The organism is Cupriavidus pauculus, from assembly GCF_008693385.1.
GTDB classification, from domain to species: Bacteria; Pseudomonadota; Gammaproteobacteria; order Burkholderiales; family Burkholderiaceae; genus Cupriavidus; species Cupriavidus pauculus_D.
Genome location: NZ_CP044065.1, coordinates 3611778 through 3635735, shown reverse-complemented (window position 1 = coordinate 3635735; position 23958 = coordinate 3611778). Strand labels below are relative to the sequence as shown.

25 protein-coding genes are annotated in these 23958 nt (G+C 67.9%); 11 read left to right on the top strand and 14 right to left on the bottom strand.

The annotated features are described in order from the left end of the window. Nucleotides 1–20: 20 nt before the first annotated feature. From FOB72_RS16745 to FOB72_RS16730, 4 genes are all read right to left on the bottom strand, one after another. The gene (locus FOB72_RS16745; protein WP_150373611.1) at nt 21–1835 is read right to left on the bottom strand and encodes a M61 family metallopeptidase; all 1815 of its coding nucleotides are present in this window, start codon (nt 1833–1835) and stop codon (nt 21–23) included. 27 nt (nt 1836–1862) lie between these two features. After that, nucleotides 1863–2864, bottom strand: coding sequence for an MDR family oxidoreductase (locus tag FOB72_RS16740; RefSeq protein WP_150373610.1), 1002 nt, complete (start codon nt 2862–2864; stop codon nt 1863–1865). 40 nt (nt 2865–2904) lie between these two features. Beyond that, on the bottom strand, nt 2905–3663 hold the full coding sequence (locus FOB72_RS16735; protein ID WP_150373609.1) for a DsbC family protein: 759 nt from the start codon (nt 3661–3663) through the stop codon (nt 2905–2907). 73 nt (nt 3664–3736) lie between these two features. Next, nucleotides 3737–4999, bottom strand: coding sequence for a UbiH/UbiF family hydroxylase (locus tag FOB72_RS16730; RefSeq protein ID WP_150373608.1), 1263 nt, complete (start codon nt 4997–4999; stop codon nt 3737–3739). A 185-nt stretch (nt 5000–5184) separates the two neighbouring features. Here FOB72_RS16730 and ychF point away from each other — a divergent pair, with 185 nt between their 5' ends. Then, a complete protein-coding gene (ychF, locus tag FOB72_RS16725) occupies nt 5185–6276 on the top strand; it encodes a redox-regulated ATPase YchF (protein ID WP_150373607.1) in 1092 nt (363 codons plus the stop codon). Nucleotides 6277–6333: 57 nt separating this feature from the next. Here ychF and FOB72_RS16720 read toward each other — a convergent pair whose 3' ends face one another. From FOB72_RS16720 to FOB72_RS16710, 3 genes are read right to left on the bottom strand one after another with little or no spacing between them, the layout of a single operon-like run. Beyond that, complete coding sequence (locus FOB72_RS16720; RefSeq protein WP_150373606.1) at nt 6334–6834, bottom strand: GDYXXLXY domain-containing protein; 501 nt, start codon at nt 6832–6834, stop codon at nt 6334–6336. Next, nucleotides 6831–7946 (bottom strand): DUF4401 domain-containing protein, encoded by a 1116-nt coding sequence (locus tag FOB72_RS16715; protein WP_150373605.1) that lies wholly within the window; start codon nt 7944–7946, stop codon nt 6831–6833. The genes FOB72_RS16720 and FOB72_RS16715 overlap by 4 nt, the downstream gene beginning before the upstream one ends. Beyond that, entirely contained in the window at nt 7943–8989 is a 1047-nt protein-coding gene (locus tag FOB72_RS16710) for a DUF2157 domain-containing protein (RefSeq protein ID WP_150373604.1), read from the bottom strand. The genes FOB72_RS16715 and FOB72_RS16710 overlap by 4 nt, the downstream gene beginning before the upstream one ends. Nucleotides 8990–9123: 134 nt before the next feature. Between FOB72_RS16710 and FOB72_RS16705 the strand changes: the two genes are divergently transcribed. Then, nucleotides 9124–9903 carry a 5'-methylthioadenosine/adenosylhomocysteine nucleosidase gene (locus FOB72_RS16705; RefSeq protein WP_150373603.1) on the top strand — a complete coding sequence of 260 codons (780 nt, stop codon included), beginning with the start codon at nt 9124–9126 and terminating at the stop codon, nt 9901–9903. Between the two features lie 186 nt (nt 9904–10089). Beyond that, nucleotides 10090–11436 carry a phthiocerol/phthiodiolone dimycocerosyl transferase family protein gene (locus FOB72_RS16700; RefSeq protein ID WP_150373602.1) on the top strand — a complete coding sequence of 449 codons (1347 nt, stop codon included), beginning with the start codon at nt 10090–10092 and terminating at the stop codon, nt 11434–11436. 56 nt (nt 11437–11492) lie between these two features. Here FOB72_RS16700 and FOB72_RS16695 read toward each other — a convergent pair whose 3' ends face one another. Beyond that, entirely contained in the window at nt 11493–11753 is a 261-nt protein-coding gene (locus FOB72_RS16695) for a GlsB/YeaQ/YmgE family stress response membrane protein (RefSeq protein ID WP_150373601.1), read from the bottom strand. 163 nt (nt 11754–11916) lie between these two features. On the opposite strand from FOB72_RS16695, the gene hemA reads away from it, so the two are divergent. From hemA to FOB72_RS16665, 6 genes are all read left to right on the top strand, one after another. After that, a complete protein-coding gene (gene hemA / locus FOB72_RS16690; protein WP_150373600.1) occupies nt 11917–13221 on the top strand; it encodes a glutamyl-tRNA reductase in 1305 nt (434 codons plus the stop codon). Between the two features lie 156 nt (nt 13222–13377). Beyond that, entirely contained in the window at nt 13378–14460 is a 1083-nt protein-coding gene (gene prfA / locus FOB72_RS16685) for a peptide chain release factor 1 (protein WP_150373599.1), read from the top strand. A gap of 191 nt (nt 14461–14651) precedes the next feature. Further along, nucleotides 14652–14975, top strand: a complete 324-nt coding sequence (locus FOB72_RS16680; protein WP_150373598.1) for a hypothetical protein — start codon at nt 14652–14654, stop codon at nt 14973–14975. A gap of 47 nt (nt 14976–15022) precedes the next feature. Further along, nucleotides 15023–15829, top strand: a complete 807-nt coding sequence (prmC, locus tag FOB72_RS16675) for a peptide chain release factor N(5)-glutamine methyltransferase (protein WP_150373597.1) — start codon at nt 15023–15025, stop codon at nt 15827–15829. A gap of 64 nt (nt 15830–15893) precedes the next feature. Further along, nucleotides 15894–16205 carry a Grx4 family monothiol glutaredoxin gene (grxD, locus tag FOB72_RS16670; RefSeq protein ID WP_150373596.1) on the top strand — a complete coding sequence of 104 codons (312 nt, stop codon included), beginning with the start codon at nt 15894–15896 and terminating at the stop codon, nt 16203–16205. Nucleotides 16206–16212: 7 nt separating this feature from the next. Beyond that, on the top strand, nt 16213–16818 hold the full coding sequence (locus FOB72_RS16665) for a UbiX family flavin prenyltransferase (RefSeq protein WP_150373595.1): 606 nt from the start codon (nt 16213–16215) through the stop codon (nt 16816–16818). A 20-nt stretch (nt 16819–16838) separates the two neighbouring features. On the opposite strand, the gene FOB72_RS16660 is transcribed toward FOB72_RS16665, so the two are convergent. The 3 genes from FOB72_RS16660 to FOB72_RS16650 form a co-directional block, all read right to left on the bottom strand. After that, nucleotides 16839–17066: a hypothetical protein gene (locus tag FOB72_RS16660; protein ID WP_150373594.1), complete on the bottom strand. Its 228-nt coding sequence runs from the start codon at nt 17064–17066 to the stop codon at nt 16839–16841. A 113-nt stretch (nt 17067–17179) separates the two neighbouring features. After that, entirely contained in the window at nt 17180–18718 is a 1539-nt protein-coding gene (locus FOB72_RS16655; RefSeq protein WP_150373593.1) for an aldehyde dehydrogenase family protein, read from the bottom strand. Next, nucleotides 18715–19890 (bottom strand): saccharopine dehydrogenase C-terminal domain-containing protein, encoded by a 1176-nt coding sequence (locus tag FOB72_RS16650; RefSeq protein ID WP_150373592.1) that lies wholly within the window; start codon nt 19888–19890, stop codon nt 18715–18717. The genes FOB72_RS16655 and FOB72_RS16650 overlap by 4 nt, the downstream gene beginning before the upstream one ends. 118 nt (nt 19891–20008) lie before the next feature. Here FOB72_RS16650 and FOB72_RS16645 point away from each other — a divergent pair, with 118 nt between their 5' ends. Continuing rightward, nucleotides 20009–20458, top strand: coding sequence for an Lrp/AsnC family transcriptional regulator (locus tag FOB72_RS16645; RefSeq protein WP_150373591.1), 450 nt, complete (start codon nt 20009–20011; stop codon nt 20456–20458). 16 nt (nt 20459–20474) lie between these two features. Here FOB72_RS16645 and FOB72_RS16640 read toward each other — a convergent pair whose 3' ends face one another. The 3 genes from FOB72_RS16640 to FOB72_RS16630 all read right to left on the bottom strand — a co-directional run bounded on the left by FOB72_RS16640 (nt 20475) and on the right by FOB72_RS16630 (nt 23208). Further along, nucleotides 20475–21224 (bottom strand): hypothetical protein, encoded by a 750-nt coding sequence (locus tag FOB72_RS16640; protein ID WP_150373590.1) that lies wholly within the window; start codon nt 21222–21224, stop codon nt 20475–20477. Between the two features lie 94 nt (nt 21225–21318). After that, a complete protein-coding gene (locus tag FOB72_RS16635) occupies nt 21319–21588 on the bottom strand; it encodes a hypothetical protein (RefSeq protein ID WP_150373589.1) in 270 nt (89 codons plus the stop codon). A 189-nt stretch (nt 21589–21777) separates the two neighbouring features. After that, nucleotides 21778–23208, bottom strand: a complete 1431-nt coding sequence (locus FOB72_RS16630) for a chloride channel protein (protein WP_150373588.1) — start codon at nt 23206–23208, stop codon at nt 21778–21780. Between the two features lie 226 nt (nt 23209–23434). Between FOB72_RS16630 and FOB72_RS16625 the strand changes: the two genes are divergently transcribed. Further along, nucleotides 23435–23956 (top strand): winged helix-turn-helix transcriptional regulator, encoded by a 522-nt coding sequence (locus tag FOB72_RS16625; protein WP_150373587.1) that lies wholly within the window; start codon nt 23435–23437, stop codon nt 23954–23956. The last annotated feature ends 2 nt before the right edge of the window (nt 23957–23958 follow it).

Below are 23958 nucleotides of genomic sequence, written 5' to 3'. Positions count from 1 at the left end.
GACGGCCGCCCCCCGGTGGGTTATTGACCGAGCCAGCGTGCGCGCAAGGCGTGGCGGCCCTCCTCGACCGTGACGCGATATTGCGTGGCGGGTTCGCGGCCCAGCTTGACGGGCAGCACCTGGAGCTCGTCGCGGCGGAACACGTGCACCTCGGTGCGATCGCCGGCGCGATAGCGCGCCAGCAGCTTGTCGAGCTGGCCGCCGGTCACGCGCAGGCCGTCGATGGCCACGAGCAGATCGCCCGACGAGATGCCGGCAGCCTGCGCCGCGCCATCGTCGAGCACCTGCGTCACGCGCACCCAGCCGTCCTCGACGCGCGTCTTGATGCCGAGCGCCGCCGTGTTGATCGCGGTGGCGGGCTTCTGCGTCTCGGCCTTGATGCCGAACGCGCGCAGCAGCGGCACCAGTCCGATCTCGCCCGTGCCCTCGGTCAGCGCGCGCAGCAGCGTGCCGAGCCGCAGGCCCGTGACCTCGTCGAACAGCGCATACACCTCGGCCTCCGTCACGCCGCGCTGGACATGGCCCGGCGCGTAGAACTCGCGGCCATAGCGCTGCCACAGCGCGCGCATGACGTCGTCGAGCGAGCGGCGGCCGCCCGTCTTCTCGCGAATGGTCAGATCCAGCGCGAGCGCGACCAGCGAGCCCTTGGTGTAATAGCTGACGATCGCATTCGGCGCGTTCTCGTCCTGACGGTAGTACTTGGTCCACGCGTCGAACGAGCTGGCCGCCACGCTCTGCTTGGTGCGGCCGTTGCCGCGCAGCACGCCGTTCCAGGTCTTGGTGATCATCTCGACGTACTGCTTGTCGTCGATCAGCCCCGTGCGCACGAGAATCAGGTCGTCGTAGTAGCTCGTGAACCCTTCGAACAGCCACAGCAACGGCGTGTAGCTTTCTTCATCCAGCCGGTACGGCACGAACGCCGCCGGCTTGATGCGCTTGACGTTCCACGTATGGAAATACTCGTGGCTGCACAGGCCGAGGAAGGTCCGGTAGCCTTCGCTGGTCTCGCTGTTGCCACGTACGGGCAGATCGGCGCGCGCGCACATCAGCGCCGTGCTCGCGCGATGCTCGAGGCCGCCGTAGCCATCGGTCGTGACCATCGTCATGAACACGTAGCGGCGGTTACTGTCGAGGAACGGCGCGCGTGCCGAGCGCGGCTCGAACAGGCGGATCTGCGCTTCGCAGATCTGTTTCAGGTCGCGGCAGATGCGCTGCAGGTCCAGGCCGGGCACGCGGCCCGTGAACACCACGTCGTGCTGCGCGCCGCATGCCTTGAAGCTGGCCAGCGCGAACTCGCCCATTTCCACGGGATGATCGACGAGCTCGTCGTAGTCCGACACCTGATAGCGGCCAAAGCCGTAGCGCTTCGCGCCGTCGCGGCCGCGCGCCTCGGGCATCGAGGTGGCAACGCGCCAGTTGGCGTAAGCCTCGCCCGCGGGTGCCGCGATCTCGACGAGGCACGGCCGTTCCTGCTGTCCATCGACGCGCAGGAACACCGAGCTACCGTTGAAGAAACCGTGCGTGGTGTCGAGGTGCGCGCTGCGGACCGACAAGTCCCAGGCGTAGACCTCGTAGCGCAATGCGATCGGACCGTTGCAGGGCGCGGCCACCCAGGTCTGCTTGTCGACCTTGGTCAGCGCGACCTGGCCGCGCGCATCGTCGGCACGGATGCGGACGATATTGCGCGCGAACTCGCGAATCATGTAGCTGCCCGGAATCCAGGCAGGCAGCGAGAAGGTCTGGCCTTCGGGATCCGGAGTGTCCACCGTGACGGTCACGGCGAACAGATGCGCTTCCGGATGGAGGGGAGCAATGGCGTAGCGGATCGGCGTCATGGCCACGATTGTAGCGCCCCGTCCGCCTCACCCGTTCACGTTCACGACCACGCGGCCGCGCATGCCACCTTCGACGATCCGGTGCCCCGCCTCGACGGCCTCCGCCAGCCTGACTTCGCGCGTGATCGCCTGCAGCCGGTCCGGCGCCAGATCCTGCGCGAGCCGTTCCCATGCGCGCTCGCGCAGCGGCATCGCGGCCATCACGCTGTCGATACCGGCCAGCGTCACGCCGCGCAGGATGAACGGCGCCATCGATGCGGGAAAGTCCATGCCCTGCGCGAGGCCGCAGGCGGTGACGACGCCGCCGTAGCGCACCTGCGCGCAGGCATTGACGAGCGTGTGCGAGCCCACCGAGTCGATCACCGCGGCCCAGCGTTCCTTCTGCAGCGGCTTGCCCGGCGTGCCGAGCTCGGTACGGTCGATCACGTCCGCCGCGCCCAGCGCGCGCAGGAAGTCCGCTTCGGCGGTCTTGCCCGTGGACGCCGTCACGCGATAGCCGAGCTTCGACAGCACCGCGATGGCCACCGAGCCGACACCGCCCGATGCACCCGTCACGAGAATGTCGCCGTCGCCGGGACGCACCGGGCCATTCACGCCGCCACGTTCCAGCGCGAGCACCGACAGCATCGCCGTGTAACCGGCCGTGCCGATCGCCATGGCCTGCTTCGCGGTGAACGCGTCGGGCAATTTCACGAGCCAGTCGCCCTTGAGCTTCGCGCGCTGCGACAGGCAGCCCCAGTGCGTCTCGCCGACACCAAAGCCGTTGAGCACGACCTTGTCGCCCGCCTTCCACTTCGGATGGCTCGACGACACCACCGTGCCCGCGCCGTCGATGCCGGCCACCATCGGCCATTTGCGCACGACGGGCGCGCGGCCGGTGATGGCGAGGCCGTCCTTGTAGTTGATCGTTGAGTAATCGATGGCAACGACCACATCGCCGTCATCGGGCAGCTGGCTCTCCTCGAGCGCGGTCACGGCGGCCTGGGTCTTGCCGTCGGCCTGCGTGAGCAACAGGGCGTTGAACGTCATGATGTCTCCTCGTTGTTGTGCTGCTTGCTTCTTGTTCTGCTTACTTCTTGAGGCTGGCGAACTTGCGCTCCAGCGTGGCCACGTCTGCCGCGCCCGGAATACGCGAGCCGTCGGTAAAGAACACCGCCGGCGTACCCGTCACGTTCATGCTCTGGCCGAGCTTGAGGTTGTCGTCGATCGGGTTCTTGCAGTCCGACTTGCCCGTCACGGCCACGTGGTTCAGCATCCAGTCGCGCCACGCCTTCGAACGGTCGCTCGCGCACCAGATCTGCTTGGACTTCTGCGTCGAGTCCGGCGACAACACCGGGTACAGGAAGGTGTACACGGTAATGTTGTCCATCTGCTGGAAGGTCTGCTCGATGCGCTTGCAGTACGGGCAGTTCGGATCGGAGAACACGGCGATGGTCCGGCTGCCGTCGCCCTTCGACCATTTCACGGCGCGCGACAGCGGCAGGTCCGACCACTTGATGCGGTTCAGTTCCGCGACGCGTTCCTCGGTCAGGTTCGTGCTGGTCTTGGTGTCGATGAGCTCGCCGTTGAGGATGTAACGGCCGGTGGCATCGGTGTACACCACCTGGCTGCCCAGGCTCACTTCATACAGGCCCGGCACCGGTGTCTTGGTCACGCTGCGCACTTCCGCGCGGCCGCCCACCATTTTCTCGATGGTCGCCTTGATGCTCGCGGTGCTGGGCTCGTCGGCGGCCAGAGCGTGCAGCGCGTAGCCGGCGGCGGCCAGACCGCCCACCAGGGTGACGGCCGCGGTCGCGCGGAGCGATTTGCGGCGGAACATTTGCAACATGCTGACTCCAGAGGTCGGCGGGCCGCATGCCCGTCCGATTGCTATTGATGGGATATTCGTATGCCGGGGCGCGCTAGCCCAGTGCGCGGCCGATCAGAAACTGCTTGAGCATCGACTGCCGGCCCACCGCGCGGATGCCGAGGTTGCGCATCACGCGCGCCGGGCTGCCGGGCAGCGAGAACAGGCGATGCAGGCCGTCCGTCGCCGCGGTCAGGGAGAGCAGATCGGTCGCACGCGCGCGCTCGTAGCGGCGCAGCAGGCGCAGATCGCCTTCGGCACGAAACGCTTCTTTGTCGGCCATCACGCGCCCAAGTTCCGTAACGTCGCGTAACCCGAGGTTCATGCCCTGTCCGGCCAGCGGGTGGATGACGTGGGCGGCATCGCCGACCAGCGCCACATGCGGCTGCACGAACTGCTCCGCGCGTTGCAGCACGAGCGGGAAGCCTTGTGCCGGAGTGATGCAGCGCAGCGTGCCGAAACGGGCGCCCACGGCGCCCGCGGCCGCCTGCATGACCGTGGCGGCCAGCGCCTCGGGCGACAGGGCGACCAGATCGCGCGCATGGGCTTCCTCGGCGGACCAGACCATCGACACGCGGTTGCCGGGCAGCGGCAGCATCGCGAGGATCTCGCCGTTCTCGGCTTCCTCGTCGGCCATGAGCTTCTGGGGGGAACCGAGAAACCATTGCCAGGCCGTATCCTGATGCGGCAATTCGCATCGGAAATTCGCCACGACGCCCAGCTGGCGGTAGCGGCGCGTGGTCGTGCAGATATGGCTTTGCTGGCGAACCCACGAGCGCGCGCCGTCGGCACCGACCACGCAGGCCGCGCGCACGCGGGCGCCGCGGGCCAGCGTCAGGGTCACGCCATCGCAATCGCGCTCGAACACCTCGCCGGTATCGTCGAACCACTGCACCTGGTGCTGGAAACGCAGCGCGGTGTCGAGCGTGCGTTCGACGTGTCCGGACTCGATGATCCATGCCAGCTGCGGCACGGCGGCGGCGTACGACGAGAAATGGAGGTCGCCATGCGGCGTGGGGTCGGTCTCGCCCGCGCTCTGGTCGCCGAACACGCGCATATCGCGCACGGGTTGCATGCGGGCGGGGTCCAGCGCTTCCCAGACGCGCAGGCGCTCGAGCAACGCCTGGGAACTGGACGAGAACGCATAGATCCGGCTGTCCCAGTCGTCCTCCCCGGTCCGCGCGGTATCGCTGGCGGGGCGCGGCGCGATCAGCGCCACCTGCATGCCCTGTTGCGCGAGCAGCAAGGCACAGGCCTTGCCGACGATGCCGCCACCGACCACGGCGATCTGGAAACGAGAAGAGGACGTCGACGACATGGATTGGGGGCCAGCGGCGTCCGCGCGGCGGGAATCCGCACGGCTCGCCCGCGTGGCGGACTGATCATGACGGGGATTATAGCGGGGGGGCTGTGAGGCAGGCGGCGCGGCCGGGGGCAGACAGAGGGAGGCCGGAGGGCGGCCATCCGCTAGAATACAGCCTTTGCTATTTTCCGCCTGACACCATGAGCCTCAAATGCGGCATCGTCGGCCTGCCCAACGTCGGCAAGTCCACGCTGTTCAATGCCCTGACGAAAGCCGGCATCGCCGCCGAAAACTATCCGTTCTGCACCATCGAGCCCAATGTGGGCGTCGTGGAAGTGCCGGATCCGAGGCTCGCGAAGCTGGCCGAGATCGTCAAGCCGGAGCGCGTGCTCCCGGCGACGGTCGAATTCGTCGATATCGCCGGCCTCGTGGCGGGCGCGTCCAAGGGGGAAGGCCTGGGTAACCAGTTCCTCGCCAATATCCGCGAAACCGACGCCATCACGCACGTCGTGCGCTGCTTCGAGGACGAGAACGTGATTCACGTAGCGGGCCGCGTCGATCCGCTGTCCGATATCGAGGTCATCAACACCGAACTCGCGCTGGCCGACCTGGCCACGGTCGAGAAGGCGCTCGCGCGCTACGTCAAGCCGGCCCGCGCCGGCGACAAGGAAGCGATCCGCCTGGTGGCCGTGCTCGAGAAGGCCCAGGCCGTGCTCGACCAGGCCAAGGCCGTCCGCACGCTGGACCTCGCCCCGGAAGAGTGGGAAGCGCTGCGTCCGTTCTGCCTGATCACCGCCAAGCCGACGATGTACGTGGCCAACGTGCGCGAAGACGGCTTCGAGAACAACCCCCACCTCGACGCCGTGCGCGAGTACGCGAAGACCACGGGCTCCCCGGTAGTGGCCGTGTGCGCCGCCATCGAAGCCGAGATCGCCGACCTCGACGATGCCGACAAGGCCGAATTCCTGGCCGACCTCGGCATGGAAGAGCCGGGCCTCGACCGCGTGATCCGCGCCGGCTTCAAGCTGCTGGGCCTGCAGACCTATTTCACCGCCGGTGTGAAGGAAGTCCGCGCCTGGACCATCCACGTGGGCGACACCGCCCCGAAGGCGGCCGGCGTGATCCACACCGACTTCGAACGCGGGTTTATCCGCGCGCAGACGATTGCCTACGACGATTACATCGCGTTCAAGGGCGAACAAGGCGCGAAGGAAAACGGCAAGATGCGCGCAGAAGGCAAGGAATACGTGGTGCACGACGGCGACGTGATGAACTTCCTGTTCAACGTCTGACGTCGTAGCGTCATGAAAAAGCCCGGCAGCTGCCGGGCTTTTTTTTTGGCCTCGGCGCTAGAGCGCCGAGAGCCCCTCCCCTCGCATCCCCACCAGCAGCGCATGCCCGTTCCTGTCCACGCGGAACTCGCCGTATTGGGCGCGTTCGTAGCGTTTGGCCTGACCTTCTTCGAAGAACCACGCGTTCGTTGAGACCTGCACGCCGTTGCCGCCCCAGCGGGTGGGGACGTTCTGCACGCGCAGCAGTTGTTCGCCGTCGGCCAGCGGGGTGCCGTCGTGCAGGCGGACGAACTGGCCGATATGGTTCGCGTCGCGGCGGATGACTACTGTCACGTCGCGGCGGTCGGTCTTGTGCTGGGCGCCCTGCGCGGCGGCGATTTCGATGCCGGCCGTGAAGTTGAGGGCCATATAGTCGCCCTGCATCAGCGAGCGCGGGTCTACCGGGGCCAGCCGCAGGTAGAGGACCTCGCCGTCGCGGAGGACGCGTTCGTTGGCGGCGATGCCGACGGTGGCCACGGCAAGGGTCAGTAGCCACGCCACGACGATCCAGCGTTTCATGATGCGCTCCTCGTGCGCGCCAGCGCGGCACGCGCGGCCAGCAGCAGTACGCCGGCCGCGGCCAGCGTGATCGACTTGGCCAGCAGCGTCCATTGCAGCGTGCTGTAGTACCAGACAAAGCCGAGCAGGATCGTGGCGATCGCCAAACCGAGCCACGGCAGCGACCCGCGGCGCAGGGCCAGTGCGAGGCCGAGCAGGCCCGCCGTGACGGCCGGCGCAAACAGCATCAGCCCGCTGAACACGAGCGCCACGCCGAGCACGCCGGCCTGCGTGCGCGCGGGCACGGCCAGCCGCTGGCATTCGGTGGCCGCAAAGGCGATCAGGATCAGGCCGAGCAGCGCGCCGCATGCCCAGGCGCCCGGCACGGGCCATGGGTTGCCAGTGCCGAACAGCAGCGCGGCGGGGTTGGCCGCGCCGGTCACGAACAACGCGGCGCCGAGTCCGAAGATCAGCGTCGCATCGACGGCGGGCATCCACATGCCATGCCGGCCCGACGTGGCGAGCTTCGATTCCTTGCAGACAAACAACATGACGATGGCCATGGCCGCTGCACCGGGTACGCCCACGGTCACCGGCAGCATCATCAGCCGCTGGCCGATCAGGTGGCCGCCGAGCAGCGACAGCCCCACGGTCAGCGCGGACCATGTGGCCAGCGCGGCGAGGAAGCGATGGAGCCGGTTCGGCACGACGACGAACAACGCCGCCTCGATCGCGGCGACGATCAGCCAGAACGCGCTGTCGCGGATCGCGATGCCGCTGCCCATGACGAGGCTCAGCCCCGCAAGCATCATTCCCTGCCCGCTCAGGCTCAGCGCGAGCGCGAACTGCCCGGCGGCGATGCCGGTCTGGGCGCGAGACGAGCGATAGAAGACGGTAGCGAGCGCCACCATGACCAGTCCGAGCACGAACATCGCCGCGCCATTGTTGCGCGTGAAGGCGAAGACAAAGCCGAAGACGAACAGCTGGCAGAAGATCGCCCCGAGCCAGCCCGCGGCGCCCATCAGCAGACGGATGGGCCACGGCGTGCGGATCGTTGGCGTGTATTCGCCCTGGACGGCCCCGCGCGCGGCGAGATCGGACCAGAGCGCGCGCTCGATGCGGTCGGCGCTCATGCGGCCCCCTCCACCACGGCGTCGGTGCCCGCGACATGGCTGCGCCATGCGCACATCAGCCAGCTGCCCGCGAAGGCAGCCAGTCCCACCACGATCAGCGTCAGCAGCAGAAAGCCGCCAATATCGTTCGTCACCGCCATCAGCCAGCGCCCCACTGCCGTCACGATCACGCCGATCGCCGTCAGGCACGCGAAGCTGAGGACGACGATATCGAAGTCGCGCCAGCGGAACCAGCCGATCAATGCTGCCAGCGCGGCGCCCGCGAGCAGCAGGTTCATCAACGGTTCAAGTTCATCGAGGCGGGTGCCGATCAGCGCGAGCAGGCCGATCCATCCGGCATAGCCGCAAATCAGCAGCCCCAGCAGCCGCGGCCCCGTCATGCCCCGGAACCCAAAGCCCGCCGCGCGCGCGGCCAGCAGATACCAGAGCGCGAGTTGCGCCACCGCGGCGGCCAGCAGGATGCGCATGGTGCCGCCCGCGCGATCGGCCGAGAACAGCAGCTCGAGCATGCCGCCCACGCCGAGGTTGACGCTGCAATACCGCAGCAGCGCTACGTTGCCGACGACGAGCACGATCCACCAGTGCGGCGCGGCGCGCGCGGCCAGCGCCCACGGCACCGCGAGCGCCGCCCACCATGCGAACAGTTGCCACGCATCGGCGCCGGTCTGGTAGGTCTGGCCGATGACGGCCATCAGCACGCCGGACAGGATCTGCGCGGCGCCGAGCGCGGCGCGGCCTGGCAGATCGCCGGCGGGCCGAAACATCGCAAACCCCGCCAGCGCGGTGAGCGCGGCCGCGAGCAGGCCGAACCGCACGAATTTGTGGAGCGCGGCCCAGTTGAACGCGAAGAACACGACGACCCCAGCGCAAATCAGCGCGGCGCCCAGAATCAGCAGCGCGCGGTCGAGCCAGTCATGCCAGTCGGCGCGTGTGGGCAGGGACGTGCGCCAGACCGTCTCCACGTCCTGCGGGGCGAGCCGGCCTTGCGCGCGCCAGTCTGCCAGTGCCTGCTGTAGGTTGCGACGATGCGAGAAGGTTTCCAACCGGCAATCTCCGTTGTCCTGACATGTGTCGGCATGGCCGCAATGTAGCAGGCCGTGCGGATAGGTCAAAATCGGTATCCGCGAAGCATCGGTACGGTTATGCTTCGCGCCAGATCCCCCGCCTTCACGCCGCCATGACTCTTGGAATTCTCGCCGCCATCCACGACGAAGTCGATGCCCTGATCGCCGCCATGCGGCACGAGGACGCCCGCGCCACCGTGCATACGATCGGCATGCGCGACTATCACGTCGGCCATCTGCACGGCCATCCGGTCGTGCTCGTGCTCGCGCGCATGGGCAAGGTGGCGGCCGCCGCGACGACGGTCACACTGATCCGCGAGTTCAAGGTGGACGAGATCGTCTTTACGGGCCTCGCCGGCGGTGTCGGTACGGATACGCGCGTGGGCGATGTCGTCGTGGCCGACCGCACGATCCAGCACGACCTCGACGCGCGCCCGTTCTTCGCGCGCCACGAAGTCCCGCTGCTGGACCGCGCCGAGTTCCCGGCCGACGCCGCGCTGACCGCGCAGCTTTGCCGTGCCGTGGAAGACTTTCTGCGCGAAGACCTGCCCACCGCCGTGCCGCAGGAAGTGCGCGCGCGCTTCGGCGTCAGCGAGCCGCGCCTGCACGTGGGCATGATCGCGAGCGGCGACCAGTTCATCAACGCGCCGGCGGCCGTGGGCGAGTTGCGCTCACGCCTGCCCGCGCTGCAGGCCGTGGAGATGGAGGGCGCCGCGCTGGCACAGGTGTGCCACGAGTTCGGCGTGCCCTACGCGGTCATGCGCACGGTCTCGGACCGCGCCGACGACAGCGCGCATATCGACTTCCCGGCATTCCTCAAGGACGTGGCGAGCCACTATTCGGCCGGTGCGCTCGAGCGCTTTCTGCGCGCGCGGCAGCCGGCGCGGAATTAAACGCTCGCGCGAGATCCGCACGCCTTTCTCAAGCGCCGGAGAGAATTCGTTGCCTGCCCGCGACGACGGGCACGGCTCCGCGGGCATCCGCGTCGGTGATTCGGACAAGACCATGGCTTCGTGAACAGCGGCGACGCCGGGCAATGGCACGCTGGGCGCCGTCTACCACGATGGATATTGCAGGCCATGCCCCGTCCGCTTGGAACCCACGAGCACTGCTACTGGCTGCTGGGCCGCAGTACGAACAACCATATCGTCTATGCCGCGGAGATCGACGGCATCGCGTCGCCGCAGGCGTGGCGCGCCGCGTTCGACGCGTTGCAGCACCGTCATCCGCTGCTTCGGGTACGCATTCCCGCCATGCCGGACGGCTTTCCGTACGCCTTTCCATATTTCGATTCGATCGAGGATCGGCCCATTCCCGTCCATGTCACCGATGACGCGCCATGGCACGAAGACGGCATCGACGCCGAGTGGCTCGATCGCGAAATCGCGCGGGAACTGATCGAACCGGTCGACCATGACCGGGCGCCGCTGATGCGCGCGATCGTCGGGAGCGACGGCACGCGTTCGCTGCTGATCGTCGCCGGCAGCCACGCGATCTTCGACGGCATCGGCCTGGCCGGCTGCATCCGCGACGTGCTGCGCGCGCTCGCTGGTCAGACGCTCGCGCCGCTGCCCGTGCCGCCTTCGCTCAACCAGTTGCTCGGCGTCGCCGTGGGCCGCCCGCCGACCCACCCACCGGCCCACCCGCCCGTGCGGCCCCCAGCGCGCGCCATCTCGCCCGAAGTCCCTGCGCCGCCTCACGCCGCCACACCGGTCGTCCATCGCCTGCGGCTGTCGCGCACGCTCACCGGGGTGCTGCGCATCCGCGCGCGCGCGGCCCACGCAACGGTGCACGGCGCGCTGTGCGCGGCGATGCTGCTGACAGGCCGGGCGTATATGCGCGCGTGGCAGGACGCGGCGGTCAAGGTGGTCTCGCCGATCGATCTGCGGCGCCAGGTCGGGACCGACGAGGATTGCGCGGTGTACGTGACGGTGGGCCGCGCGCTCGTCGATGCCCATGCGCGGCACGGGTTCTGGGACATGGCCCGCCATATCCTGCACATGACCGACGTGCCCGGCACGCGCGCCTCGGTCAGGCTGGAGACACGCGATCTGCGGGGCCAGCTCGCCGATGGACTCGACGCGGCGGGCGCCCTCCAGGCACGCCGCATCGCACATTCAGGCGCACATTCAGGCGCACATTCAGGCGCACATTCAAACGCATATTCGCGCGACCTGATCGTGTCGAATCTGGGTCCGCTGAGGTTTGGCGCGCGTATCGGCCCCTACCGGATGACGGCGCTATGGGGTCCGTTCGTGCAGACCGGGGACGTTGGCGACCATATGCTCGGCGCCGCGACGGTCGATGGCAGCCTGCATCTGTCGCTGACTTCGGCCACGCCGGAGGCGGCGGGCTGGCTGGAAGCGGTCAAGGCGACGCTGGAGGTGGCGCTGCAGGCCTGTCCGCCACCGATCAGCGTGCCTTAGGGCCCGTTAGCGCGCCTTAACGCTCATTACCGCGCCTTCACGCGCCTTAACGCTCATTACCGCGCGCGCCTGGTGGCCGTGCGCGGGCGAACGAGCCCCCACAGCGCCACCACCAGCGCCGCGCCGAGGATGGCGGCCCCCCACCCCATCAGTTGCCCGTCGGTAAAGAGATGGAGCGCGCGGCCGCCATAGAACGCCAGCAGCGCGCCGGCGGCGCCCAGTACGGGCGCGGCGATCAGGCTGACCACCCGGCCCGCCGGATGTGTCATCCGGGCCACGAATCCCACCAGTGCGCCCACCACCAACATGCCAAACATCGCGCCTCCCGCGTCCAACTGTGTCTAAAACGCCACAACCTGTGCCGTGCCCATACGATACTGCATATATCGCGGATTGCAGCTGAGCCCTGCAAGACTTGCGCCGGGGCGTATAATGACCAGCGCTCCGGCCACGTCCCGGCAAGCACGACTTTCCCCACAAATGCAACTGCTCGCGATCGGCATCAATCACACGACGGCACCTGTCTCGCTCAGAGAACGGGTGGCGTTTCCGCTCGAGCAGATCAAACCCGCCCTCGGGGCGCTGCGCACGCATCTCGCGGGCCGCAGCGGTACCGAAGCCGCCATCCTTTCCACCTGCAACCGCACGGAAATCTACTGCGCCACGGACGTCCTGAAGCCCGGCGCGGAAGGTTTCGAGCACACGCTGCGCTGGCTGGCCCAGCATCACAACGTGCCCGCTGGCGATCTGGCGCCGCATCTGTACGCGCTGCCGCAGTCGGAAGCCGTGCGCCATGCGTTCCGCGTGGCCAGCGGCCTGGATTCGATGGTGCTCGGCGAGACGCAGATCCTTGGCCAGCTCAAGGATGCGGTGCGGACGGCGGGGGAAGCCGGCGCGCTCGGCACGTACCTGAATCAGCTATTCCAGCGCACGTTCGCGGTGGCCAAGGAAGTCCGTGGCCAGACCGAGATCGGCGCGCATTCGGTATCGATGGCCGCCGCGGCGGTCCGTCTTGCCCAGCGGATTTTCGAATCGGTGTCCACGCAGCGCGTGCTGTTCATCGGCGCGGGCGAGATGATCGAATTGTGCGCGACGCACTTTGCCGCGCAGATGCCGCGCCAGATCGTCGTGGCCAACCGTACCGTCGAACGCGGCGAGAAGCTGGCCGAACAACTGGCCGAGCAGGGCCTGACGACGCAGGCGATTCGCCTGTCGGAACTCGGCGACCGCCTCCATGAATTCGATATCGTCGTGTCCTGCACGGCGAGCTCGCTGCCGATCATCGGCCTTGGCGCCGTGGAACGCGCGGTCAAGCGACGCAAGCATCGCCCGATCATGATGGTCGATCTGGCCGTGCCGCGCGACGTGGAACCCGAAGTCGCGCGCCTGAACGACGTGTTCCTGTACACCGTCGACGACCTCGGCGCGATCGTTCGCGAAGGCAATGCCATGCGGCAGGCCGCCGTGGCGCAGGCCGAGGCGATCATCGAGACGCGCGTGCAGAACTTCATGCACTGGCTGGAGACGCGCAGCGTCGTGCCGGTGATTCGCGAGATCCAGGCCCAGGGCGAATCGATGCGCCAGGCCGAGCTCGAACGCGCGCGCAAGATGCTCGCGCGCGGCGACGATCCCGAGGCCGTGCTCGAGGCGCTTTCCGGCGCGCTCACGCGCAAGTTCCTGCACGGCCCGACGCACGCGCTCAACCACACCCAGGGCGATGACCGCGAAGCGCTGCTGCGCCTCGTACCCGGTCTGTTCCGCCACAGCAGCCACTCCGAGCGGTAGCCCCGCTGCTCCCATCGGCCGCCGCATGCCGGCCGCCCTCGCCCCAGCGAGCCCAAGCCAGTCGCGACCGCCAGACTTTGACGGCAACGCCCCCAGAACATATCCGCTTCGCCTCGCCACGCCGCGACGCTACCGCGATTCCGATAGGCCCCGCCCATGAAACCCAGCATGCTCAACAAGCTCGACCAACTGGCCGAGCGGCTCGACGAAGTCAACGCACTGCTCGCGCGCGAGGATGCCACCGCCAATATCGACCAGTACCGCAAGCTCTCGCGCGAGCATGCGGAGCTGTCGCCGGTGGCCGAGCAATACGGGCAGTACCGGCAGGCGCAGGACGATCTGGCGACGGCGCAGGCGCTGCTGTCCGACCCCGAGATGAAGGACTTCGCAGCCGACGAGATCGGCGCCGCGCGAGACCGGCTGGAGGCGCTCGAGAAGAGCCTGCAGACGCTGCTGCTGCCGAAGGATCCCAACGACGACCGCAACCTGCTGCTGGAAATCCGCGCGGGTACCGGCGGCGAGGAAAGCGCGCTGTTCGCGGCCGACCTCCTGCGCATGTACACGCGCTTTGCCGAACGCCAGCGCTGGCAGGTGGAAGTGATGAGCGAGTCGCCCTCGGATCTCGGCGGCTACAAGGAAGTCATCGTCCGCATCGCGGGCGCGGCCGCGTTCTCGCGGCTCAAGTTCGAGTCCGGCGGCCATCGCGTCCAGCGCGTGCCGGCGACGGAAGCGCAGGGCCGCATCCATACGTCGGCGTGCACGGTCGCCGTGATGCCGGAAGCCGACGAGGTGGGCGAGGTCGAGATCAATCCGTCCGACCTGCGCGTGGACACGTTCCGCGCCTCGGGCGCGGGCGGCCAGCACATCAACAAGACCGATTCCGCGGTGCGCCTGACCCACCTGCCGACCGGCATCGTCGTCGAGTGCCAGGACGACCGTAGCCAGCATCGCAACAAGGAAAAGGCGATGAAGGTCCTGGCCGCGCGGATCAAGGACATGCAACTGCGCGCCGCGCAGGCCAAGGAAGCGAACACGCGCCGCAACCTGATCGGCTCCGGCGATCGCAGCGACCGCATCCGCACGTACAACTTTCCGCAGGGCCGCGTGACGGACCATCGGATCAACCTCACGCTCTACAAGATCGACATGATCATGGACGGCGACATGGAGGAGCTGATCGCGGCCCTCTCGGCCGAGCATCAGGCCGACCAATTGGCCGCCCTGGGCGACGACGCGTAATCTTTGTATCTCTTGTAAATGCTTGAAACAGCACTGGTTGCGTAAAACGCGGTGTCTATAATCGTTTTCGACCGGGCCGCCTCCTCGTCACATATTCTGAATGGTCAGATACCGGACGATCGGAGACATGGTGAGGCGTACGCATGGCCCGGCAGATGTCGACTCCGAAAATCAGACACAAGGATGAAATCATGAAGAAACTGCTCGCGCTGCTGATGATCACGACCGCCCTCGCCGCCTGCGGCAAGAAGGACGAAGCCGCCAACACGAGTGCGGACACGGCCATGCAGAACGCTGCCGAGTCCGCCAAGGCCGCGGCCAGCGATGCGGCGGCTGCCGCCGCCAACGCCGCCGACGCCGCGAAGGCCGCTGCCAGCGGCGTCGCATCGGACGTTTCCGCCGCGGCCGAGAAGGCCAAAGTCGACGCGGGTTCCGCGATGGCCAACGCCAAGGATGCCGCGCGCGACGCGGTGAACACCACCGCCGACAAGGCGAAGGACGCCGTCAACAAGTAATGACCGCATGCCCGCCGACCTTGCGAGAAGCGCAGACGCTAGCCGCCATGGCCGGCCTGCCGACGCTCGAGGCGCGCATGCTGTTGACGCACGTGACGGGGCTGTCGCGCACGCAGTTGATCACGCGCGACAGTGACCACCTGACCGCCGCCCAGCACGAGGCACTGTCCACGCTGCTGGCGCGGCGGCTCGCCGGCGAGCCGATGGCCTATCTGCTCGGCGAGCGCGAATTCTACGGGCGGACGTTCCACGTCACCCCCGATGTCCTCATTCCCCGCCCCGATACCGAAATTGCCGTGGAAGCCGTGCTTGCGCGGCTGGAGCCGCTGGAATCGCCGCGTGTGCTCGACCTGGGCACCGGCTCGGGCGCGCTGGCCGTGACCATCGCCTGCGAACGGCCCGATGCCGAGGTCTGGGCGACCGATATTTCCGAAGGCGCGCTCGCGGTGGCGCAGCGGAACGCGCAGGCGCTGGGCGCCACGAACATGCATTTCCGGATTTCGGACTGGTACGCCGCGCTGCCGGACGGCACCGACCCGGCACTGCGATTCGACCTGATCGTCAGCAATCCGCCCTATATCGCGGCGGGCGACCCGCACCTTGCCGAGGGCGACCTGCGCTTCGAACCCATCGACGCCCTGACCGACCATGGCGACGGCCTGTCCGACCTCGCGGCCATCGTCGCGGGCGCGGCCGCGCGGCTGGCGCCAGGCGGCTGGCTGCTCATGGAGCATGGTTACGATCAGGCCGCGGCCACGCGCGCGCTGCTCGAACGGGCCGGATTTGCCGAGGTGTTCAGCGCACGCGACCTCGGTGGCCACGAGCGCTGCACGGGCGGCAGGCTCGCCGCCTGAAGTAAAGCCGCGATTCCGGTAAAATCCGCTTCATCGCAGTTTGACAATTCCTCCGGGCAAAATCATGAGTGACGTACAGCAACAGATCGACCAGATCGTAAAGGGCAGCCCCGTCGTGCTGTTCATGAAGGGCACCGCGCAATTTCCGATGTGCGGTTTCTCCGGCCGCGCCATCCAGATCCTGAAGGCCTGCGGCGTCGATGCCCCGACCACGGTCAACGTGCTCGAGGACGACGGCATCCGCCAGGGCATCAAGACCTACTCGAACTGGCCCACCATCCCGCAGCTCTACGTGAACGGCGAGTTCATCGGCGGCTCGGACATCATGATGGAGATGTACCAGAACGGCGAAATGCAGACCCTGCTCAAGGGTTGATGCGCGCATGCCCGTGCCGCAACGTCTGATCGTCGCCATCACGGGCGCCACCGGCGCCATCTACGGCGTCCGGCTGCTACAGGTTCTGAAGGATGTGGCGGATGTGGAAACGCATCTGCTGATCTCGCCCGCGGGCGTCATGAACCTGCAGCACGAACTCGAGATCGGCCGCGCGGAAGTGGAAGCGCTGGCCGACGTCGTGCACAACGTGCGCGACATTGGCGCGACCATCGCGAGCGGTTCGTTCCGCGCGCATGCCATGGTCGTGGCCCCCTGCTCGATGCGCACGCTCGCTGCCGTGGCGCATGGCCTGTCCGACAACCTGATCACGCGCGCTGCCGATGTCACGCTCAAGGAGCGGCGCAAGCTCGTGCTGATGGTTCGGGAAACCCCGCTCAATCTCGCGCACCTGCGCAATATGACCGCGGTCACGGAAATGGGAGGCATCGTCTTCCCGCCGGTGCCGGGCTTCTACCAGAAGCCGCGCACGCTCGACGAGATGGTCGACCACACGGTGGGCCGCGTGCTCGACCTCGTCGATCTGCATCACGTCGGCGAGACGCTCGCGCCGGGCTGGGGCGGCCTCAACCCGGCGACGTCCGGCGACGCCTGAGCGCTGCGCGACAGCCGCGCTTACCAGCCGCGGTAGTAACGGCGCCCGTAGTAGCCATGACCATAGCCGCCGTAGTAATACGGCCGCGGTGCCACCACGACCGCCGCCGGCGGGCCGTAGTAGACCGGTGCCGGTGCCACGGCCACCGCGGGTTGCACGACCGGGCCACCGGGCGTGGGATAGACCGCGCATCCCGTCATCAGCAGCGCGGCGCCAGTCACAGCCAATCCAGTCAGTATCGCTTTCATGTTTTCGTCCTTGGGGGCAGGCGGGCTTGTTGTGATGCCCTCGCCTTCAAGAACGTTATACGGCCACGTTTGGTAATACAGGGTCAAGGCGCTGTAACCCTTGTTACCGTTCGCTACATATCGAAGCGGATGCCCTGGGCAAGCGGCAGCGCATCGCCGTAGTTGATCGTATTGGTGGCGCGCCGCATGTAGGCCTTCCAGGAATCGGAGCCGGACTCGCGCCCGCCGCCCGTCGCCTTCTCTCCGCCGAACGCGCCGCCGATCTCGGCGCCGCTCGTACCGATATTGACGTTGGCGATGCCGCAATCGCTGCCGGCCGACGACAGGAAATACTCCGCCTCTCGCATCGACTCGGTAAAGATGCATGACGACAAGCCATGCGCCGATGCATTGTTCAGCGCGATGGCCTCATCGAGCGACGTGTATGGCATCACATAGAGAATCGGCGCGAAAGTTTCGGTCAGCATCGTGTCGTGCTGCGTGTCCGTGAGCACGAGCGCGGGGCGGACATAGCAGGCGTGGGGCAGCCGATCGCCCAGCAGCCGTTCGCCACCATGCACGACGTTGCCCTGCGCGCGGCAGCTTGCGAGCGCGTTGGCCATGGCGTCGCCGGCCGCGGCATCGATCAGCGGTCCGACCAGGGTGCCGTCCTGCAGCGGATCGCCCACGGGCAGCCGCGCATAGACCTGGCGCAGCCGATCGACGACGGTCTCGACGAGGTCCACATGCACGAACGCGCGACGCAGCGTGGTGCAGCGCTGCCCCGCGGTGCCCGCCGCCGCGAACGTCATGCCGCGAATCGCCAGCTCGAGGTCGGCCGACGGCGCGACGATGGCCGCGTTGTTGCCGCCGAGTTCGAGAATCGTCCGCTTGAACAGGCCCGCGCAGACCGTGCCGACCTCACGCCCCATGCGCGTGGAACCGGTCGCGCTGATCAGCCGCACCGCGGGATGCTGCACGAGGTGATGCCCCACCGCGCGGCCCCCGGGCAGCACCGTGGCAATGCCCGTGTACTGCGGAGCCTCGGCCGCGATCACGCGATCGAGCAGGCCCTGCGCGGCCAGCGCGCAGAGCGGCGTCTTCTCCGACGGTTTCCACACGACGCCGTTGCCGCAGACGAGCGCCAGCGCGGCATTCCACGCCCACACGGCCACCGGAAAGTTGAACGCGGAAATCACGCCGCAAAGCCCGTACGGATGCCACGTCTCGCGCATCGCATGGCGCGGCCGTTCGGAAGCGATGGTCAGACCATGCAGCTGCCGCGACAGCCCCACGGCGAAGTCGCAGATATCGATCATCTCCTGCACCTCGCCCAGGCCCTCCTGCAGGATCTTGCCGGACTCGAGCGAGACCAGCCGGCCCAGCGGCGCCTTGTACTGCCGCAGCGTCTCGCCGAAACGGCGCACGAGCTCGCCGCGCGCGGGCGCCGGCGCAAGCGCCCAGGTGCTCAGCGCCTCGTGTGCGCGCGCGATGCGTCCGTCGGCTTCCGCCACGTCGCACTCGCGGAGATGGCCAAACACTTCGCCGTCGATCGGCGAGCGCAGCGGCAGCATGCCCGCGCGCCGGCCCGTTGCGGAGTCGTCCGTGGTCGCCTCCCATGCCGGTGGCAGCCCCATGGCCTGCCAGCAGGCCGCAAAGTCTTGTGCTTTCATGCGATGGTTTCCCGCAGTGGATGGTGTGCGTAATGCTGGCCGAATCGGTTCGCGAGGAAGCGATCCAGCGGCATTGCCTCCTGCCGCACGAAGCCAGATTGCGGCAGTTCGCCCGCGACCACGAGATCGAGCGCCGTGCAGATGGCCGCCGCCGTGGTCAGCTGGATGGCGTTGACATGGCCGTGCGGCGTATCCATGCCGCCGATCCGCGCCGAGAACGAGGCCTGCGTCAGCGGGCCCTTCGCCGATCCCCCGCCACCACCGCCCCCCCGATAGCCCGTGGCGCTCGCGAACACGATCACGACGTCCTGCTCCGTCACCGGAATCGCGCGTTCGAAGATCTCTCGCAGCCAGTCGCGCTGCTCGCGCAGGCGCAGGTCGTTGAGCAGCAGTTTCATCTGGGCGCAGTGTCCGGGATAGCGGATGGACTTGTAATCGACGTGGCGCGCGCGGCCGGCCAGCGTTTCGGGCAGCGTGCCGAGTCCTCCCGAGGTATTAAACGCCTCGTATTCGATGCCGTCTACCGCAAAGCTCTCGAGCCCCTCGAGCGCGGGCAGTTCCACGCGGCGCCCATCGACGATCGCCTCGCAAGGATTGCAATACTCGTTGATCAGCCCTTCGGTGCTCCAGGTGAGGTTGTACTTGAGCGCGTTGTCGGGATAGCGCGGGAGCGCGCCCACGCGCATGCGGAGGTCGAGCAGTTCTCCGCCATCGAGGAACCGCCGCGCGAGGTCGTGGCCGACCACGCCGATAAAGCCGGGAGCCAGGCCGCACTGCGGCATCAGCACCGCGCGCGCGCCCTCGGCGAGCGCGCCGATCGCATGCGTGGCCGCCACGTCCTCGGTCAGATCGAAGTAATGCACGCCGAGCCGCGCGGCCACGGTGGCGACGCCGATGGCGGCGTGGAACGGCAGCGCGTTGAGTACCGCGCCGGCGCCGGCGAGCAGCGCCGCGCAGGTGGCGGGGTCGGTCGGATCGGCGGTGCGCACGGCGAGACCGTCGGGGATAGCGTCGGCGATAGCGTCAGTGACGCCGCCCAGCCGGCGGGCATCGCGATCGACGAGGGTCACGCGATAGTCGCCGGTGTCGTGCAGCATCGTCGCGATCGTGCGGCCGATATTGCCGGCGCCGAGCACAACCACGGGAAAGGGACGAGAGATCGAGGTAGGCATGGCGGCTCCGTGTGCGTTGTCGTTACCTTCAGTATGGCGAGCGCCGCCGACGAAATGTAGAGACAAGATTGACGAATGCCCGGCATAATCCGCCGAATCGACGAACCTTTCTGACGCTATGACTGAACTCGATCCCATCGATCGTCATCTGCTGTCGCTGCTGCAGGGCAACGCGCGCGAGTCTGCCGCGAACCTGGCGCGCGCTCTGGGCATTGCGCGCACGACCGTGGTGGCCCGCATCGCGCGGCTGGAGAAGACGGGAGTGATCGCCGGCTATGGGGTCCGGCTGGGACGGCAGATGGAGGACAGCGCGATTCTCGCGTTCTGCGGGCTGTCGGTGCAGCCGAAGGCCGCGCCGACCGTGGTCCGCGCGCTGCAGCGGCTACCCGAAGTGGAGGAACTGAACTCGGTCAGCGGGCCCGTCGACTACATGGCCGTGATTCGCTGCGATACGCATGCGCGGCTCGACAAGCTGCTGGACGAGATCGGCATGCTCGATGGGGTCAATCACACGACCACGTCGATCGTGCTCGCCCGGAAGATCGATCGGCGGCGCGCGGCGGACTAGCGCGACCGCCACGCCATCACCATTTACCCGGATCGACGGGCTTCACGGGCGCCTTCTTGTCCGCGGACTTGTCGGCAGCCTTCTCGGCGGGCTTGTCCGCCGCCTTCCCACCCTTGGCCGCGGGGCCCGACGCCGGTGCCAGCGACTTCGCCACCTCCGCATCGCGATTGGCCATCAAGGCCCGCGCGCGCGGCAGCAGCAGTTCGATCGTTCCCTCGGACGGATCGTCCGGAATCGCATAGAACTCGACCGTCAGCGGTTTGCGCATCCAGCCCGCGTGCGTCGCCTTGACGGTCTTGCCGGCCTTGTCGCGCAGGTCTTCCTGCTCCTGACGGAACGGCTTGCCGTAGCGCGCGCTCAGGCTCTGCATCGCGGCATCCTGCGAGCGGATGCCATCGGTCGGGATGATCACGCCGACGAGCGCGTTGCCATCGACGAAGCCGAGCAGATGCGGACCATCCATGAACACGGGGCGCTTGTCGCGCGGCACGCCGATCTGGCGCATCGTGCCGTCGCCGCGCAATTCCACGCACAGCGCGGTCACGTCGCGGCCATTGGGCGTGCGGTGATCGGCGCAATCGGGCATCTCCGGCAGCGGGCTGCCGATCTCGAGCGTGGACAACATGGACGTGAGCGCGTCCCCCTGGCCCGGGGCCTGCGCCATGGCGTCCGCGGGGGTGCCGGCCGCGAATGCTGGCGATGAAACAAGCGAGCCAAACGTGGCGAACAGGCCGGCGGCCGCGACCGCGGCAACTGAGAATTTCAAAACGGAACTCCTGGAAATAGCTCGGGTTGGAGTTTGCCTGATACCAGACGTTCCGTGCCCCGATGTCGGAGTTCGTTACGAATCTCCGTTGTGGCTAACGCAGCATATGCATGACCGCATTCGCGAGCATGCCGCCCACCGCGAGCAGCACGGCCCACAACAGCAGGCGCGGCAGGCGGCTTGGCGGTAACTGGCGCGGCGGTGTGCGGCGCGCGAGCGGCACACGCATGCGCGTATTGCTCTGCAAGCCTCGCGTATGCCACATGCTGTCGGCACCGAGGTCGATCTCGCTGGGCCGGTTCGCACCGGGTTGCTGCGGTTTCTGCTGGGACTGTCCCCTGCCAACAGGTCGTTGCGTGGCCATCTTGCGCTCCCCCGAGTGCATCGAAAGGCATGCCGGCGCGTGGAGTGTGCCGCCGGAACACACGCGCGTCCCGGATCTGCCGCCACGGGTACGTGCGCGGCACATGGTAGGGCAAAGCGTTACGGAAATCCATGCGTGACCGCACGATTCGAGCGGGCCCTCGGCCGCGCGCACATATGCCCTGAGCGCTCACTCTGCCGACGATGGCCGCCGCGTCACGTTAACCGCTTCGCGACGGAATGCGTGGCCCATGTGGTGATAGAACGGATGCGGGCAGAACTGCCGCGCGAGGAACGATGCCAGCAGCGACGACGCGAGCAGGAACACCGTGAGGTCCTGCGTGCGCGTCATCTCCATCACGATCACGCTCGCGGTGATCGGTGCCTGCGTGGCGGCCGCGAGGAACGCGGCCATCGAGATCAGCGCGAGCATGCGCGGCTCCGGCATAAAGCCGAGGATGTGCGCGACGTTGTCGCCGATGCCCGCGCCGATGGCCAGCGCCGGCGTGAAGATCCCGCCCGGAACGCCTGCGAAGTACGACAGCACGGTCGCGAAGAACTTGCCGACGCCGAACCACGGCGAGCGCTCGCCATGGCCGTTGATCAGCGCCGACGCCTGTTCATAGCCCGTGCCGAACGTCGCGCCCGCCGTGCCGAAGCCGATCGCGGCGACGATCAGGCCGCAGCCGAACGCCACCCAGATCGGATGCGCCTGCGGCCACTGGCGCCAGCGCGCCGGCAGCAGCCCCGGCACGCCGCCGATCAGCAGCTTGGCGAACAGCCCGCCGAGCACGCCGTTGACGACCGCGCAGAGCAGCACGGGCCCCCATGCGTCGTGCAGCGCGAGAATCGGCACCTTGATGCTGAAGTACGGATTGTTGCCGAGCAGCGAGAGCGTGAGGAAACCCGCGGTCAGCACGCCCGACAGCACGACGCGGTCCCAGCGCATCGCGGCACCGCGCCCGAGCTCTTCGATCGCGAACACCACGCCGGCCAGCGGCGTATTGAAGGCCGAGGCCAGCCCGCCCGCCGCGCCCGCGGCGATCAGCGCATTCGGATGGAAGCCGGTGCGGAAGCGCAGCTTCTGCTCGCACCATCGGCCCCACGACAGCATGGCCGCGGCACCGACCTGCACCGACGGTCCCTCGCGTCCGACGGACGCGCCCGCCAGCAGCGCGGCGGCGGTCAGCACCACCTTCCACATCGCCTGCCGGAACGACACGAGCACGCGCTGCGCGGCGCTGTCGGGCGGCAGCGAGATCGCGGCCAGCACCTGCGGAATGCCGCTGCCCCGCGCCTGCGCCGCATAGCGGATAGTCAGCCAGCGCAGCGCGGCCAGGCCGAATGGCAGCATCACGAATGCGAGCCACGGCGTGGCGGCGGTCAGATGGGCGTTCCAGCGCAGCGCGGTTTCGGCGATCCATGCGAAGACCAGCGAGAACAGCGCGACGCCGGCCGCGCCGCACATGAACACGGCGTAGCGCATCGTCGTGCGCGAGATGCGGCCGGCCTGACGGGACTTGCGCGCGATCGCATGCCGGGCGCGATGACGGATACCGCGCGACGCGGCGTCCTCGCCGGATGCGGGTTCGGAGGAGGAGGGATCGGTGGGGTCGGTCATGACGCAGCGGCAGCAACGATCGCGCGACGGCTGGCAGCCCGCGCGTGGGGACGATAAGACCCTGCCACTATACGCGCGCATGCCGTGCTCCCGACAAAATCCGTGCGGAGCCGCGCGCATCGGTCGATTGTTCGCGCGATCATGCCCCCATGCAAAAACGAGGGTTTCATACTTTCATGATGCAAGCTATGATGATACAGACTTGTACCATCAAAGTGACGATGTCATGGCATCCACAGATTTCTCGGCCATGCCCTGCCCGATTGCCCGCGCGCTGAGTGTGCTGGGCGAACGCTGGGCCATGCTGATCATGCGCGAGGCGTTCTACGGCAGCACGCGCTTCGACGAGTTCGAACGCCGGCTCGGCATCGCGCCGAACATTCTCAGCAACCGCCTCAAGGCACTCGTCGAACATGGCCTGCTCGAGAAAACGCATACGCCCGGCGGCGGCGCGCGGCATGTCTACACGCTGACCGAATCGGGCCGCGAGTTCTTCCCGGTGTTCGTCTCGCTGAAGGGATGGGCCGATCGCTGGCGCGCGACCGAGCATGGGCCGCTGACGATCCTGAAGGACGGACGCGACGGCGCGGAGATCAGGCCACCGCGACTGCTGCGCGATGACGGCACCGAGATCACCATCGGCGACGTGGAGATCGTGCCGGGTCCCGGCGCGCAGGCGTTTCGCTCGGAGCTCGAGCGGTTCAACGCGATGCTGCCTGTCGCGGCCATGGCCGACGACGAGGCATGAGA